The sequence below is a fragment of the Micromonospora globosa genome (assembly GCF_000717585.1).
Taxonomy (GTDB): Bacteria; Actinomycetota; Actinomycetes; order Mycobacteriales; family Micromonosporaceae; genus Micromonospora; species Micromonospora aurantiaca.
Genome location: NZ_JNZR01000027.1, coordinates 92,330 through 106,191, shown reverse-complemented (window position 1 = coordinate 106,191; position 13,862 = coordinate 92,330). Strand labels below are relative to the sequence as shown.

Annotated in this window: 17 protein-coding genes and 1 tRNA gene; 13 read left to right on the top strand and 5 right to left on the bottom strand. The window is 73.4% G+C overall.

Going from position 1 to position 13,862, the window contains the following annotated elements; genetic code table 11:
* Nucleotides 1-49: 49 nt before the first annotated feature.
* The 5 genes from IF06_RS0123070 (at nucleotide 50) to IF06_RS0123050 (ending at nucleotide 2,770) form a co-directional block, all read left to right on the top strand.
* A complete protein-coding gene (locus IF06_RS0123070; RefSeq protein WP_030273509.1) occupies nucleotides 50-733 on the top strand; it encodes a FadR/GntR family transcriptional regulator in 684 nt (227 codons plus the stop codon).
* Nucleotides 734-773: 40 nt separating this feature from the next.
* The gene (gene mscL, locus IF06_RS0123065) at nucleotides 774-1,244 is read left to right on the top strand and encodes a large conductance mechanosensitive channel protein MscL (protein WP_013283518.1); all 471 of its coding nucleotides are present in this window, start codon (nucleotides 774-776) and stop codon (nucleotides 1,242-1,244) included.
* A 77-nt stretch (nucleotides 1,245-1,321) separates the two neighbouring features.
* A complete protein-coding gene (locus IF06_RS0123060; protein WP_013283517.1) occupies nucleotides 1,322-1,570 on the top strand; it encodes a hypothetical protein in 249 nt (82 codons plus the stop codon).
* A 29-nt stretch (nucleotides 1,571-1,599) separates the two neighbouring features.
* On the top strand, nucleotides 1,600-1,965 hold the full coding sequence (locus IF06_RS0123055) for a hypothetical protein (RefSeq protein WP_013283516.1): 366 nt from the start codon (nucleotides 1,600-1,602) through the stop codon (nucleotides 1,963-1,965).
* Nucleotides 1,966-2,044: 79 nt separating this feature from the next.
* Nucleotides 2,045-2,770: a DUF3800 domain-containing protein gene (locus tag IF06_RS0123050; RefSeq protein ID WP_030273506.1), complete on the top strand. Its 726-nt coding sequence runs from the start codon at nucleotides 2,045-2,047 to the stop codon at nucleotides 2,768-2,770.
* A 66-nt stretch (nucleotides 2,771-2,836) separates the two neighbouring features.
* Here the strand turns inward: IF06_RS0123050 and IF06_RS0123045 are convergent, their stop codons facing one another.
* Entirely contained in the window at nucleotides 2,837-4,051 is a 1,215-nt protein-coding gene (locus IF06_RS0123045; protein ID WP_030273504.1) for a benzoate/H(+) symporter BenE family transporter, read from the bottom strand.
* Between the two features lie 58 nt (nucleotides 4,052-4,109).
* On the opposite strand from IF06_RS0123045, the gene IF06_RS0123040 reads away from it, so the two are divergent.
* The 5 genes from IF06_RS0123040 (at nucleotide 4,110) to IF06_RS0123020 (ending at nucleotide 8,887) form a co-directional block, all read left to right on the top strand.
* Complete coding sequence (locus tag IF06_RS0123040) at nucleotides 4,110-4,673, top strand: helix-turn-helix domain-containing protein (protein ID WP_030273502.1); 564 nt, start codon at nucleotides 4,110-4,112, stop codon at nucleotides 4,671-4,673.
* A gap of 93 nt (nucleotides 4,674-4,766) precedes the next feature.
* The gene (locus tag IF06_RS0123035) at nucleotides 4,767-5,486 is read left to right on the top strand and encodes a PP2C family protein-serine/threonine phosphatase (RefSeq protein WP_013283512.1); all 720 of its coding nucleotides are present in this window, start codon (nucleotides 4,767-4,769) and stop codon (nucleotides 5,484-5,486) included.
* Between the two features lie 52 nt (nucleotides 5,487-5,538).
* A complete protein-coding gene (locus IF06_RS0123030) occupies nucleotides 5,539-6,738 on the top strand; it encodes a GNAT family N-acetyltransferase (protein WP_030273499.1) in 1,200 nt (399 codons plus the stop codon).
* Nucleotides 6,739-6,777: 39 nt separating this feature from the next.
* Nucleotides 6,778-7,527, top strand: a complete 750-nt coding sequence (locus IF06_RS0123025; protein WP_030273497.1) for a ZIP family metal transporter — start codon at nucleotides 6,778-6,780, stop codon at nucleotides 7,525-7,527.
* A 211-nt stretch (nucleotides 7,528-7,738) separates the two neighbouring features.
* Nucleotides 7,739-8,887 carry a hypothetical protein gene (locus tag IF06_RS0123020; protein ID WP_036311385.1) on the top strand — a complete coding sequence of 383 codons (1,149 nt, stop codon included), beginning with the start codon at nucleotides 7,739-7,741 and terminating at the stop codon, nucleotides 8,885-8,887.
* Between the two features lie 405 nt (nucleotides 8,888-9,292).
* Here the strand turns inward: IF06_RS0123020 and IF06_RS0123015 are convergent, their stop codons facing one another.
* Both IF06_RS0123015 and IF06_RS0123010 read right to left on the bottom strand, forming a co-directional pair.
* Nucleotides 9,293-10,375 (bottom strand): NAD-dependent epimerase/dehydratase family protein, encoded by a 1,083-nt coding sequence (locus IF06_RS0123015; protein ID WP_030273493.1) that lies wholly within the window; start codon nucleotides 10,373-10,375, stop codon nucleotides 9,293-9,295.
* Between the two features lie 37 nt (nucleotides 10,376-10,412).
* Entirely contained in the window at nucleotides 10,413-10,712 is a 300-nt protein-coding gene (locus IF06_RS0123010) for a hypothetical protein (RefSeq protein ID WP_030273491.1), read from the bottom strand.
* A 183-nt stretch (nucleotides 10,713-10,895) separates the two neighbouring features.
* Here IF06_RS0123010 and IF06_RS0123005 point away from each other — a divergent pair, with 183 nt between their 5' ends.
* Nucleotides 10,896-11,279, top strand: a complete 384-nt coding sequence (locus tag IF06_RS0123005; RefSeq protein ID WP_013473492.1) for a DUF6223 family protein — start codon at nucleotides 10,896-10,898, stop codon at nucleotides 11,277-11,279.
* Between the two features lie 67 nt (nucleotides 11,280-11,346).
* On the opposite strand, the gene IF06_RS0123000 is transcribed toward IF06_RS0123005, so the two are convergent.
* Nucleotides 11,347-12,009 carry a response regulator transcription factor gene (locus IF06_RS0123000; protein WP_030273489.1) on the bottom strand — a complete coding sequence of 221 codons (663 nt, stop codon included), beginning with the start codon at nucleotides 12,007-12,009 and terminating at the stop codon, nucleotides 11,347-11,349.
* Nucleotides 12,006-13,160, bottom strand: a complete 1,155-nt coding sequence (locus IF06_RS0122995; RefSeq protein WP_036311359.1) for a sensor histidine kinase — start codon at nucleotides 13,158-13,160, stop codon at nucleotides 12,006-12,008. Before IF06_RS0122995 ends, IF06_RS0123000 begins: the two co-directional genes overlap by 4 nt.
* A 131-nt stretch (nucleotides 13,161-13,291) precedes the next feature.
* Between IF06_RS0122995 and IF06_RS0122990 the strand changes: the two genes are divergently transcribed.
* Nucleotides 13,292-13,363 (top strand) — tRNA-Lys (locus IF06_RS0122990).
* Nucleotides 13,364-13,490: 127 nt separating this feature from the next.
* The gene (locus IF06_RS0122985; protein ID WP_013473489.1) at nucleotides 13,491-13,862 is read left to right on the top strand and encodes a hypothetical protein; all 372 of its coding nucleotides are present in this window, start codon (nucleotides 13,491-13,493) and stop codon (nucleotides 13,860-13,862) included.

Sequence of the window (13,862 nt, the reverse complement as noted above, 5' to 3'; positions counted from 1 at the left end):
GACCTCGAACCTACAATCATGGGATGAATTTCGGCACGAGGTGTAACCGGTGACACCCGCCGTGGATTCCGTCGCCGTGCCTCCGCGCGGTCACCGGGTCCGGCAGACGATCGAGCAGCTCCGGGAACGGATCCTCGGCGGCGAGTGGCCGGTGGGCGGGCGCATCCCCACCGAGCCGCAACTGGTCGCCGCGCTCGGCGTCGGGCGGAACACGGTCCGCGAGGCGGTCCGCGCGCTCGTGCACGCCGGGGTGCTGGAGTGCCGGCAGGGCTCCGGCACCTACGTGGTGTCGACCGACGAGCTGGCGCCGGTGGTGGCCCGCCGGCTCACCGACGACCGGATGACCGAGGTGATCGAGGTCCGGCGCGCGTTCGAGGTGGAGGCCGCCCGGCTCGCCGCGCTGAGGCGTACCCCCGAGGACCTGGCGGCGCTCGACGGCGCGCTCGCGGCCCGCGAGGCCGCGTGGTGCGGCGGCCGGGTGGACGAGTTCGTGGAGGCGGACGCCGCGCTGCACACGGTCGTGGTGGCGGCCGCGCACAACGCCATGCTCGCCGAGCTGTACGCCTCGGTCGGCGCCGCGCTGCGCAGCACGGTGGCCCAGGCGATGGGTGAGGCGCTCACTCCGGAGCGGTACGTGGACCACGGCCGGCTGGTCGAGGCGATCCGGGCCGGCGACCCGCAGCGGGCGGCGATCGAAGCCGGTGCTTTTCTCGAAGGGCCCGCCGGGGCATAGGTTGTCCCCGACGCAGACTCATCAGGGCACGGGAGTACGGATGCTCAAGGGCTTCAAAGACTTCATCATGCGCGGCAACGTCGTCGACCTGGCGGTCGGTGTCGTCATCGGCGCCGCGTTCACCGGCGTGGTTACCCAGCTCACCAAGTCGTTCCTGGAACCGCTGGTACGCGTGTTCATCGCGCTGATCACCGGCAGCAAGGACGGCCTCAGCGGCTCGACCCCGAAGTTCCGGGGCATCCCGTTCGACTGGGTGGCCTTCGTCAACGCGGCGATCACGTTCGTGCTCACCGCGGCGGCGCTCTACTTCCTCGTCGTCTACCCGATGAACAGACTCGCCGAGCGGCGCAAGCGCGGCGAGGAGCCGCCGCCCTCGGCCCCCAGCGAGGAGGTCAAGCTGCTCACCGAGATCCGGGACGCGCTGCTCGCCGGCAACCACGGCACGCCCGGCCAGCGCAGCGCCCTGGACGACGTGCTCGGCCGCCGGCAGGAGCCGCCCGCGCCGCGCTGACGCCATAGCCGATCGGCCCCCGCGACGATCTCGCGGGGGCCGACGTGTATCGAACACATGTTCGATAGAGTCCGGGCATGGAGCAGCGTAGGCACTGGTGGAACGGGAAATGGGGACGCCTCGCCCGGCGTGACGTCTTCCTCCGGGTGGACGGCGACCGCTGGCACGTCGAGCAGCGGGCCGGCGGTGCCGAGGGGATCTCCCGCTTCTACGAGCACGCCAGCGTCGAGGAGGCCGAGGAGACGATCCGGGCGCTGCTGGACGGCACCGACACCTGGCGCGAGCTGTCCCCCCGCCCGCCGGGCGGCTGGGCCCCCTCCGTTTAGCTCCCGCGCGCCCCGGGAACCGCTTCTGCATGAGCCAGCAGCAGGACACCGTCTCCCGGGTCACCACCGGCATGCGGGTGGTCGACTCCGCAGGCGTCGAGGTGGGCACAGTCGATCTCGTGCAGCGCGGCGACCCGGCCGCGGTGACCGTGCAGGCGCCCGCCCCGGTCGACCCGGGCAGCAGCCTGGACGAGCTGATCGAGTCGGCGGCGGCCGAGGAGCCGGACGTACCGGCCGACCTGGCCGCCCGGCTGCTCCGCGACGGCTACCTCAAGGTCTCCACCGAGCTGGTCCGCACCGGCGCGGTCTACGTGCTGGCCGACCGGATCGCCGCGGTGGGCGACGGCGCGGTACGCCTCACCGTCCCGGCCGCGGAGCTGCCCGCCGAGGAGTGACACCCGGGGTCGAATGCGCCGATTCGGCGGCCCTGCGCGTCGAGGCGGCCACGCCCGGAAAGCGGCCTACGCTCGTCGGGTGCTCCTGACCTATGTGGACGAGTCGTACACCGATCGCTGGTACTGGATCGGCGCACTTCTGGTCCCGGAGGCCGTGGCCATCCCGCTCAGCACCGCACTCGACGAGGTGATGACGGACGCGGCCAAGGCGTACGGCATCGACCGAGCCGCCGAACTCCACGGGTACGACCTGTTCCAGGGGCGGACGGCCTGGGCGAGGGTGCCGCCACGCGCCCGGATCGCCGTCTACAACGCGGCGCTCAAGGCGATCGGCACGTACGACGTCACAGTCATCCTGCGCGGCGTCGACCGGCACGGCCTCACCCGGCGCTACGGGCTCACCCGCCCCGCTCACGAGGTGGTGCTGTCACACCTTCTGGAACGGGTGGACGGATACGCGGCGATGCGGGACGAACTGGCCCTGGTGATCGCGGACGAGGTCGACAACCCCGCAAGCCACCGCTCGGACCTGACCCGTTACCGGGTCGACGGAACCGGGGGCTACCGTTCCCGGCGGCTCAGCCGGATCGTGGACACCCTGCACTTCGCCCCGTCGCACGCCTCCCGGCTGGTGCAGGCCGTCGACCTGGTCACCTTCCTGTTCCGCAGGATGGCGAGCGGGGCGGGCGCGGATCCTCGGGAGGCGACGACGAACACGCGGCTGTGGTCCTGGGTCGAGCCGCGCCGATACCACTCGTGGTGCTGGCATCCGACCGGGCGGCCGACGCACGAAGGGCCCGCCTGAAAGCGGGCCCTAAGGCGGTTGCGGGAACCCTGACGGGCCTCCTGCGCACTCCAGGTTAACAGTTCGTCACCCGGTCCGGCCGGAAAGCGACGGGGCGGATTCGGTCCGGGGCGGCTCGACCGGCGGGGATGCGACCGCCCGGCGGCGGAACAGCAGCAGCATCAGCCAGCCCGCGACCAGTCCCCAGAACGCGCCACCCACCCCGAGCAGGCTCACCCCGGAGGCGGTGACCACGAACGTCACCACTGCTGCCTCCCGCGCGTCCGGCTGGGCGACCGCCGCCGCGACGGCCCCGGCGAGCGCGCCGAGCAGGGCGAGCCCGGCGACGGCCTCGACCAGCACCGGCGGGGAGAGCAGCACCAGGGCGGTGGCCACGCCGGCGCCCAGGCCGAGCAGGGCCAGGCCGATCCCGGCGGTGACCGAGGCGATCCAGCGCCGCTCCGGGTCCGGGTGGGCGTCCGGGCCGGCGGCCAGGGCCGCGGTGATCGCCGCCAGGTTCACCGCGTGGCCGCCCGCCGGGGCGCCGAGGGCGGTGGCGAGGCCTGTCACCCGCAACGCCGAGCCCAGCGGGGCCCGGTAGCCGTACCCGGCGAGCACCGCGGTTCCGGGCACGTTCTGGGCGGCCATGGTGACCAGGAACAGCGGCAGCGCGAGCCCGACGACTGCGGGCAGCGTCCAGGACGGCGCGGTGAACGCGACGACCGGTGCGACGTCCAGCCGGGCCGGCCCGGAGGTGGTCAGGGCGATCGCGACCACCGCCACGGCGAGCGCGCCCGGTACCGCCCAGCGGCGGGCGAACCGGTGCAGCAGCAGCCAGACCAGCACCACCGGCCCGGCGAGCCGGGGCACCTCGACCAGGGCGCGTACCGGGGCCGTACACAGCGGCAGCAGCACCCCGGCGAGCATGGCGGAGGCGATCGGGGCGGGGATCGCGGCGACCGCACGGCCGAGCGCGGGGATCAGCCCGGCCGCGACGATCAGCAGCCCGGCGAGCAGGAAGGCGCCGACCGCTGCGGGCCAGCCGCCGGCGACCGGTCCGGTGGCCACGAGCAGCGCCGCACCCGGCGTGGACCAGGCGATCGACAGCGGCAGCCGGTGCCGCAGGCCGAGCCAGACCGCGCAGGCGCCGCTGGCGACGCAGAGCGCGAGCAGGCCGGAAGCGGCCTGGTCCGGATCGGCGCCGACCGCGCGCAGCCCGGCCAGGACGACTGTGAACGAGCTGGCGAAGCCGACCAGAGCGGTCACCACGCCGGCCAGGACGGGCTGGAGCCGACCGCCCATGCTCTCCTCCTCCGACCGTTCCGTTTACGGAACGGCACGGTGTAGCACGATAGCCCCCATGACAGCCGCCGCACCAGCCGATGACCGGGGCGCCCGGGAGGTCGGCAGGCGCATCCGCTCGCTCCGCACCGAGCGGGGCATCTCCCTGTCCGAGCTGGCCCGCCTCGCGGGCGTCGGCAAGGCCACGCTCTCCGGCCTGGAGAACGGCGTGCGCAACCCCCGGCTGGAGACCCTGTACGCGATCACCGCGCAGCTCGGCGTACCGCTGACCGCCGTGCTCGCCACGCCCGACCAGGCGCCGCCCCTGCGCGGGGCCGCGGTGGGAGGCACGCTGCTGGAGGTCTTCAGCGACCGGGAGGCGACCTACGAGCTGTACCGGATGTGGGTCACCCCGGGTCCGGCGCAGCTCTCCCCCGCCCACTCCAGCGGCGTGACCGAACACGTGACGGTCTTCTCCGGCGTGCTCCGCGCCGGCCCGGCCGACGCCCCGCTGACCGCCGGTCCCGGGGGCTACCTGCGGTGGACCTCCGACGTGCCGCACACCTACGCGGCGGTGGGCGAGGAGGAGGTTCATGCGAGCCTCCTGCTGCGCTATCCTCGTCCGTCCACACCGGACAGTTGACGCATACCCAGGATGCAAGCTGATGACATTTCTTTCAGCAGACCCGCCAGCGCGTGCAGACGCGGACCCGTTCTTCTTGGCAAGCTTGTCGTCATGACGCTCATCCTCCGCTCGGCCATCCTCAACGACGTCGGCCTCGTCCGGACCAACAACGAGGACTCCGCCCTCGCCGGTGACCGCCTCGTGGCGGTGGCCGACGGCATGGGCGGGCTCCCCGCCGGCGAGGTGGCCAGCGAGATCGTCATCCGGATCCTGGACGAGCTGACGCCGCCCACCGGCGCCGACGAGGCCGCCGACGCGCTGCGCGCCGTCGTCAGCACCGCGAACCAGCGCATCCGCGCGGCCATCACGGTGGACCCGGCCCGCGACGGCATGGGTACGACGCTCACCGCCGCCCTGCTCGCCGGGGACACCCTGGTCCTGGCCCAGGTCGGCGACTCCCGCTGCTACCTGCTGCGCGACCACGAGCTGACCCAGCTCACCCGCGACGACACGTTCGTCCAGGCGCTCGTCGACCAGGGCGCGCTCTCCCGCGACCAGGCCCGGCACCACCCGCAGCGCTCGCTCGTCACCCGCGCGGTGCAGGGCTCCGACGCGCCGCCCGCCGTCGGGGCGCTCACCGTCTTCCCCGGCGACCGGCTGCTGCTGTGCAGCGACGGCCTCTCCGACTACGTGGAGGACGCCGCCATCGCGGCGGCACTCGCCACCTACGGGGACCGCCAGCAGTGCGGCGAGCAACTGGTGAAACTGGCCCACCAGGCCGGCGCGCCGGACAACGTGACTGTGGTCATCTCGGACGTCACCGAGGCGTGAGCGGGCGCCCTTTCCGGTTGCGGACCACGGCGGGTGCGGTTGGGATGAACGGATGCACATTCGCCGGCTGGCCGCCGATGAACGACTGACCACCAGCTTCCCGCTCCAGGCGTACGCGTTCGAGGCCTCGCCGATGGGCGCCACCCGGACCGACCAGTTCCGCGCTTACCTGCCGTACAACGCCGGGAACACGACGCTGGTGGCCGAGGAGGACGGGGTCACCGCGGCGGCCGTGTCGGCGATACCGATGCGGCAGAACCTGCGCGGCGCGGTGCTGCCGATGGCCGGTGTCGCGGGCGTGGCCACCCATCCGCTGGCCCGCCGGCGCGGGCACGTCCGCACGCTCATGCAGCAGCTCCTCGACGGCGTGCGCGACGAGGGCCACCAGCTCACCGCGCTGCACCCGTTCCGCGCCTCGTTCTACGAGCGCTTCGGCTACATCGGGCTGCCCCGGCGGCGTACCGCGATCTTCAACCCGGCGGACCTGGCGCCGCTGCTGCGCGCCGACCTGCCGGACGAGCTGGTGTGGGAGCGGATCGGCGCGGGGTATGCGCGGTGGCGCGCGTACACCGGGCGGTGCCTGCGCGAACGCCACGGATTCGCCGTCTTCCCGGACTTCCGGGCGGTCGGGCTGCGCGACCGGGACGACCGCTGGCTGGTCAGCGTGGTGCGCGGCGGCGAGACGGTCGGCGCTGTCACCTACCGCATCGACGACCACGCCGGCACGCTGTTGGCCGACGACCTGCTGGTCGACGACGCGTACGCCCGCGCGTCGGTGCTCCAGTTCTTCGCCCGGCACGTCGACCAGGTGGCCCGGATCAGCGTCCAGGTGACCCCCGACGAACTGCCCGAGCTGTGGCTCACCGACCTCGACGTGCAGGTGGAGGCGCGGGTCGCCCGGCCCGACCCGACCGCGCCGATGGCCCGCCTGCTCAGCCTGGACGCGCTCGCCGAGCAGCCGGTCGGGGTCGGCCGGGTACTGATCGAGGTAGTCGGCGACCGCTGGCTCGCCGGTCGCCACCTGCTCGACGGCACCACGGGCAAGCTCGCGGTGCTGCCCGCGCAGACCGCCGCCGAGGGCAGCGTGCCGGCCGCGCGGCTCACCGCCGCCGGGCTGTCCGCCCTGGCGTACGGGGTGCTCGACCCGGCCGAGGTGGTCGTACGCGGGCTGGGCGAGGTGCCGGTGGACGCGGCCGGTGAGCTGCGCCGCCTCTTCCCCCGGGAACTGCCGCACCTGTTCGCCGACTTCTGACCCGGTTGACGGCGCACGCCCCGGGGTAGGGTCCAGCGCGTGCCGGAGTGGCTGGAAGCGGGATTCTGGGGCCTGCTCGCCGGGTCGGCCCTGCTGATCGGGGCGGCCGTCGGGTTCTTCGCGCGCGTACCGCGCCGGGTGACCGCCTCGGTGATGGCGTTCGGGGCGGGCGTGCTGCTGTCCGCCGTCTCGTTCGAGTTGATCGACGAGGCGCACGAGCAAGGTGGGCTGCTGCCGGTGGCGATCGGCGCCGCGGCCGGTGCACTGCTGTACACCGCGGCGAACGTGCTGCTGGCCCGGCACGGCGCGCGGCACCGCAAGCGCTCCGGCGACGAGCAGCCCTCCGAGCGGGAACAGCCCGGCTCGGGTACGGCCATAGCGGTCGGCGCGCTGCTCGACGGCGTACCCGAATCGGTGGTGATCGGCGCGAGCCTGCTGGCCGGCGGCCCGGTCAGCCTGGTCACCGTCATCGCGGTGTTCCTCAGCAACGTGCCGGAAGGTCTGTCCAGCGCGGCGGGCATGCGGCAGGCCGGACGCACCCGGCGTTACGTGTTCGGGCTGTGGGCGGCCATCGCGTTGATCTCCGGCGCGGCGTCGCTGGCCGGGTACACGCTGCTCGGCGGCGCGCCCCCCGAGGTGCTGGCGACGATCACCGCGCTCGCCGCGGGCGCGATCCTGGCGATGATCACCGACACCATGGTCCCGGAGGCGTTCGCGGACGCGCACCTGCTGGTCGGGCTGATCACCGTGCTCGGTTTCCTTGTCGCGTTCGCGCTCTCGCACGCCTGACCGTCCCGCTCGGTGCTGCCGGCTGCCGGCTGCCGCGCGGTCGCAGGCTCAGGTGCCGGCTTGGGCTGCGGCTCCCGGTGCCGGCTGCGGCTGCGGTGCCGGCTGCGGCTGCGGCTGCGGCTGCGGCTGCGGCTGCGGCTTAGCGGCGGGTTAAGGATCGGCTGTGGAGTCGTGCCGGGGCGGCCGGTCCTCCTAGCATCGGGCGGTGCGCGTGAAGTCGGCTGTCACTCTGCTCGCCCTCGTCCTGACGATGGCGATGCTCCCCGCCTGCGGTGACGATCCGGCCCCCGCGCCCGCCGCCGGCGTCGCCGGCTCGTCGGCCGGTCCGGCAGCCGCCCCGTCGGCCTCCCCGAGTGGGCGGGCCGGTCTCGGCAGCGCCCGGCCGAGCCCCAGCGCGGCCACCGTCACGTTCCGCGCCGGCAACCCGAACGGCCGGGCCGCCGTACCGGCCGAGGCGCGTCCGGTGGACACCTCGCGCCCGACCCGTACCGTCGGCAGCGGCACCCCGGCGAGCTGCACCTCGGAGGCGGTGGTGAAGGCCGTCGCGGCCGGTGGCGTCATCACGTTCGACTGCGGGCCCGCGCCGGTGACAATCACGATGAAGGCCACCGCGAAGGTGGTGAACTCGCACGGCCCGCGCGTCGTGCTGGACGGCGGCGGCACTGTCACGCTGAGCGGCGGCGGGAAGCGCCGGATCCTCTACATGAACACGTGCGACGAGGCGCAGGGCTGGACCACCTCGCACTGCCAGAACCAGGACCACCCACGGCTCACCGTGCAGAACCTGACGTTCGCCGACGGCGACGCCACGGGCGATCGCACCGAGGGCGGTGGGGGCGGCGCGATCTTCGTGCGCGGCGGGCGGTTCACCGTGATCAACTCACGGTTCGTCGGCAACCGTTGCGACCGCACCGGCCCGGACCTCGGGGGCGCCGCGCTGCGCGTGCTGAGCCAGTTCGAGAACAAACCGGTGTACGTGGTGAGCAGCACCTTCACCGGCGGGGTGTGCGCCAACGGCGGGGCGCTGAGCAGCATCGGCGTCTCCTGGACGGTGCTGAACAGCGTCTTCCGGGACAACCGTGCGGTCGGTACGGGAGCGAACCCGGCCCGGGGCGGCACGCCCGGTGGCGGTAGCGGCGGTGCGATCTACTGCGACGGCAACGAGTTCGCGGTACGGATCGCCGGCACGGTGATCGAGGACAACAGCGCGAACGAGGGCGGCGGCGCGATCTTCTTCGTCAGCAACAACCGCACCGGCACCCTGAAGATCGACAGCAGCACCCTGCGGCGCAACCCCAGCCGAGGCTTCGAGACAAAGGGCCACCCCGGCATCTTCTTCCTGGGCGCCCAGATCTCCTGACCTCCCCGCCCGCTCCTGCCCGACCCCGCCCCGTCCCGTCCCGTCCCGTCCCGTCCCGTCCCGTCCCGTCGATCATGAAGTTGACGGCCTTCCCCGTCGGCGTGTCGCGCCGTCAACCTCATGATCGCCGCCTGACCGACCAGCTCGCGCACGCCGCCCTCGCCCGGGCCTCGTCGATCATGAAGTTGACGGTTCCGTCGTCGGCGTGTCGCCCCGCCAACTTCATGATCACCGGCCAACTCCCGGCCCGACGGCGCCCACCCCGCCCGCCTCACCTCGCGCCTGCCCTCTTAGCTCGGTGATCAAGGAGTTTGCGTCCTAGTTGATCTCTGGGAGGGACACAAACTCCTTGATCAACAGGGCGAGGTGGGGCGGGGCGGGCGGGGTCAGGCGGAGACGGCGGGGTCAGTAGGGGTTGGGGTGGCCCGGGAGTTGGCCTCTGGTCAGGGCTGCGGGCCGCCCTGGGAGCGCCGGGTCCGGGGACAGCGGCGGGGAGCCGGTCCCGGCACGAGTGGCCATGCCGGCGAACAACTCCTTCAGGGCGGTCACCGTGTCGATCTGAGGAGTCCACCCGAGTTCGGTCTCGACACGGTGGCTGGACATCAACGGCACGTTCAGCGCCAGATCGACCCAGCCGGTGTCGACGGGTTGCAGCCGCGCCCGCCACGTCAGCGCCGCCGCGGCGCGCAGCACCGGCACCGCCACCGGCAGCGTCCAGCCGTGGAAGTGCCGGGCCACCAGCTCCGGCGTCAGCACCGGGTCGGCCGCCACGTTGAAGGCGCCGCTCGCATCACCCACGACCGCCCGGGCGTACGCGTCCGCGACGTCGTCGGCGTGCACCGCCTGCATCCGGAGTCGCCGGTTCGACGGCACGAGCGGAATCCGGCCGTACCGCAGCAGGCGCACCGGCACCAGTGGGCCGAGGAAGTACCGGCTGATCTCCGTACCGGCCTCCCGCTGGAAGATCAGTCCCGGCCGCAGCCGTACCACGCGCAGCTTCGGGTGCTCCCGCTGTACGCCGTCGAGTAGTGCCTCGACCTCCGCCTTGTCCCGGCTGTACGACGACGTCTCCACACCGGTCGCCGGCCAGTTCTCGCTGACCGGCTGGTTCTTCGGGCCGGGCGCGTAGGTGCCGACAGATGAGGCGTACACCAGGGCCGGAACGCCGACCCGGACGGCGGCCTCGATCACCGCGCGGCTGCCGCCGACGTTGGTCCGATAGAGCGTGCGGCGGTCGTGGCTGGGCTGGATCTGCCAGGCCAGGTGCACGACCGCCCGCGCCCCGGCGAAGATCCGCACGAGTTGGTCGGCGGCACCCGGTGCACCGATGTCGCAGGAGTGCCACTCCACGTCGCCGTACGGTTCACCGGCGTCCGGTCCGGGCAACCGGCGGGCCACGCCGACCAGCTCGGTGCCCGCCTCCCGCCGCAGCCGGCGCAGCACTGCCGTCCCCACGTTGCCGGTCGCCCCCACGATCACGATGCGCATGACGGGTGCGGTACCCGCTGAACCGGGCAGCAACCGCTCACGGACGGGGGTTCGTCCGCACCCAGCCCCTCTCGCGGTCGCGGCGACCGGCGGTGGCGGCCAGGCAGCGCGGGCAGAGCCAGCCCTCCGGGTCGGCCTCGGTGAGCACGTCGGTGCCGGAGTAGTCGAACGGCACGTGCGGGAAGCGGCGTAGTCGGGTCCGGCTCAGCGGCAGCCCGCACAGCGTCTGGTTCCGGCCCGGCAGCCAGGCGTGCACCTCACCGCCGGGCCGGCGTACGCCGTCGTCGCCCGGCACCTCGCGGGACGCCGCCACGGCGGCGGTGCTCGTGACTCGCATGGTCGCCCAGGTTCCCCGGCCGCCGCCGTTCACGCCTGGCGGCGACAACCCCTGGGGTACGCGGGCGCAGCGCGTACTCCCGTGGTGGTAGCCCGATCGACGACTCCGGGGCGACGACCGGCGGCGATGCCCGTCCATACGCTGCCGCCGTCACCACTTGCCGCGACCCGAGGGAGTCCCAGAATGTCCATCCGTCACCTGCTCGCCACCACTGTCGTCGGAGAGTTCGCCCCGGCCGCGCACACCTCGCTCGCCGCCGGGGGCATCGGCGGCTCCGGGCGGGCCGGCGCCACTGTCATCGCCCTGGTGGGCCTGGCCAGCGTGGTCGTCGGCGGGCTGGCACTCAGCCGCTCTCGCCGGGGGCCGGGCGAGGGGCGGGTCCAGGCCCTGGTGGCTGCCGCGGCCGGACTGGTCAGCCTGGTCCTCAGCGCGTGGCATCTGGCGCTGACCACCGAAGGGCTCGGCAGCGGTCAGGGGCGTGCCGGTGCGGTCGCCGGTGTGGCGTTGGGCCTGATCGGGGCGGTGCTGGGCGGGCTGGCGCTGGCCCGTTCCCGTCGCACCGCCTGACCGGGTCGCTCGTTCCGTCCCGGCGGCTCGCGTCGGCCCGGTTGCCCGCGTCGGCCCGGCGGCTCGCTCAGGAGGCGGTGAGCCATCCGGGGACGGTGAGCCCCGACTCGTATGCGAGCACCACCAGCTGGGCCCGGTCCCGTACCCGCGTCTTGGTCATGATCCGGCTGACGTGCGTCTTCGCGGTGGCCGGGCTCAGCACCAGCCGGGCCGCGATCTCGTCGTTCGACAGGCCGGCGGCGACCAGGGCGAGCACCTCCCGCTCCCGCTCGGTGAGCGCGTTCAGCCGGGGGCCCGGGTCGGGGTGCCGGGTCCGGGCGGCGAACTCGGCGATCAGCCGGCGCGTGACGGCCGGGGCGATCAACGCGTCGCCCCTCGCCACCACCCGTACGCCGTGGATCAGCTCCGCCGGCTCGGTGTCCTTGACCAGGAAGCCGCTCGCGCCGGCCCGCAAAGCGCCGTAGACGTAGTCGTCCAGGTCGAACGTGGTCAGGATGATCACGCGGGCGTCGGTGCCGGCGACGATCTCCCGGGTAGCGGCCAGCCCGTCCAGCAGCGGCATCCGGATGTCCATGAGGACGACGTCCGGCCGTCGTTCCCGCGTCAGCCGTACCGCAGTGGTGCCGTCGGCGGCCTCGCCGACCACCTCGATGCCGTCCTCGCCGTCGAGGATGGAGCGGAAGCCCGCGCGTACCAAAGTCTGGTCGTCGGCGAGCAGCAACCGGATCATGTCGTCTCCCCCTGTGCCGTGCGTGGCGCCGGGACCGGCAGTGGGGCGGGCCGCAGCGGTAGGCGGGCCCGCACCAGGAAGCCGCCGTCCGGGCCTGGCCCGGTGGTGAGCGAGCCGCCCAGCGCCCGGGCCCGCTCGCCCATGCCGAGGATCCCGTTCCCGGGCGGGCCGGCGGGACCGGCGCCGTCGTCCGCCACCTCCACCAGCACCTCGTCGCCGTCCGGCACGACCCGGACCACCGCCGTGGTCGCGCCCGCGTGACGGCTCACGTTGGTGAGCGCCTCCTGGACGATCCGGTACGCGGACAGATCCACCTCCGGCGGCAGCGGCCCAGTCTCCGTCACCTCGGTACGCACAGTCAGCCCGCGCCGCCCGGCCGCCGTGACCAGCTCGTCGAGGCGATCGAGACCGGGCGCGGGCCGGTTCGGCGTCGCACCCTCCTGCCGGAGCACGCCCAGCGCCGCCCGCAGCTCGCGCAGCGTCTCCCGGCTCGTCTGCTTGATCACGGTGAGTGCCTCCGCCGACCGTTCCGGGTCGGGCCGGTGCAACGCCGCGCTCGCCTGCACACTGATCAGCGAGAGGTGATGGCCGAGCAGGTCGTGCAGGTCGCGGGCGATCCGTAGCCGCTCCTCGGTGGCCCGGTGGCGGGCCTCCTCCTCCTTGCGCTGCTCCGCGGCGAGCACCCGGGCCTGCACCTCGGCGAGATAGGCCCGCCGGTTACGGGTGACGCCGACGATGACCGCGACGAGCCACCCGGCGTGCAGCAGCGTCGCGCCGTTCCCGCTGACGCCGGTCCGGGTGTAGCTGTCGGCGACGGCGAACGAGACGACAGAGGCCAGGCCGAGCCCCACCGCGACCGCGAGGTACCCCTCGTCGACGACCGTGTACAGCGCCACGACGAACACCAGCATGATCGGCCCGGGGCGGTGCAGCAGGGCCCCGTACGCGGCGACAGCGGCCAGCGCCACCAGCCCCACGGCCACCGGGTGTCGCCGGCGCAGGTAGAGCGCGGCGGACGAGGCCAGGACGACGGGCAGCGCCACGAGTTCGGCGGTGGTGTCGATGCCCTCCGACTGCACCACCAGGCCGAGCAGGGCCACCAGGGCGACGGCAGGCACGAGAGCGGTCCGCGCCCAGTGCCAGCTCGACATTGCCGAAGCGTAGCGGTCCGTGGACGCAGCGGAGGGCCCCGAAGCGGCGTCGTGCCGGTGTCGGGGCGTGGTCGGAGGGTCGATGCGCGACGCACGCCGGGCTGATCGGCTTCGGGTAACCTGTGCCGTGCGGGCCGCTAGCTCAATGGCAGAGCTGTGGACTTTTAATCCATAGGTTCAGGGTTCGAGTCCCTGGCGGCCCACTCCCCCGCAGGTCAACGCCCCGTCCGGGGTGTTTTCTGCCGTGATCGAGGCCGGTACAGCAGCAAAGTACAGCGGTAGACCAGCCAGGGTCGCAGCGGCGTGAGCGACACAGCGAAGGGGCGGACGATGGCTGACGAGTCGCTCGTGCGCAACTCACGGCTACTCGGCTTGTTCACCGAGATCGTCCAAGGCCCGGAGGGAACCCTGCGGGCCGTTGAGGCCGCCGGGCGCGGCATCGCTGCCGAGGCGCGCTGCACACTCGCCGTACTCGCCGACAAGCTGACCATCAGGTCCGGCAGCCGGGACGAGCTGATTGAGAGCGCTCTTGCATCCGCCGATCGACTCATGGAGCTAGGGGCCATCGAGGACGATCTGAGCGAGCTGTGGTCCCGTCGCCGAGAGCGCGGTCTTGGCGACGAGGCTTTTGAGGCAAGCCTCCAGCAGATCGTCCTTCGCCTGGAGGCATGGCCCCTGTCCTGGTCACGCCAGCCCGAATGA

Bases quoted from the DNA above. Each gene is read 5' to 3' on its own strand.
- mscL (WP_013283518.1), top strand. From the start codon at position 774: ATGCTCAAGGGCTTCAAAGACTTCATCATGCGCGGCAACGTCGTCGAC.
- IF06_RS0123060 (WP_013283517.1), top strand. From the start codon at position 1,322: ATGGAGCAGCGTAGGCACTGGTGGAACGGGAAATGGGGACGCCTCGCC.
- IF06_RS0123055 (WP_013283516.1), top strand. From the start codon at position 1,600: ATGAGCCAGCAGCAGGACACCGTCTCCCGGGTCACCACCGGCATGCGG.
- IF06_RS0123045 (WP_030273504.1), bottom strand. From the start codon at position 4,051: ATGGGCGGTCGGCTCCAGCCCGTCCTGGCCGGCGTGGTGACCGCTCTG.
- IF06_RS0123040 (WP_030273502.1), top strand. From the start codon at position 4,110: ATGACAGCCGCCGCACCAGCCGATGACCGGGGCGCCCGGGAGGTCGGC.
- IF06_RS0123035 (WP_013283512.1), top strand. From the start codon at position 4,767: ATGACGCTCATCCTCCGCTCGGCCATCCTCAACGACGTCGGCCTCGTC.
- IF06_RS0123030 (WP_030273499.1), top strand. From the start codon at position 5,539: ATGCACATTCGCCGGCTGGCCGCCGATGAACGACTGACCACCAGCTTC.
- IF06_RS0123015 (WP_030273493.1), bottom strand. From the start codon at position 10,375: ATGCGCATCGTGATCGTGGGGGCGACCGGCAACGTGGGGACGGCAGTG.
- IF06_RS0123010 (WP_030273491.1), bottom strand. From the start codon at position 10,712: ATGCGAGTCACGAGCACCGCCGCCGTGGCGGCGTCCCGCGAGGTGCCG.
- IF06_RS0123005 (WP_013473492.1), top strand. From the start codon at position 10,896: ATGTCCATCCGTCACCTGCTCGCCACCACTGTCGTCGGAGAGTTCGCC.
- IF06_RS0123000 (WP_030273489.1), bottom strand. From the start codon at position 12,009: ATGATCCGGTTGCTGCTCGCCGACGACCAGACTTTGGTACGCGCGGGC.
- IF06_RS0122995 (WP_036311359.1), bottom strand. From the start codon at position 13,160: ATGTCGAGCTGGCACTGGGCGCGGACCGCTCTCGTGCCTGCCGTCGCC.
- IF06_RS0122985 (WP_013473489.1), top strand. From the start codon at position 13,491: ATGGCTGACGAGTCGCTCGTGCGCAACTCACGGCTACTCGGCTTGTTC.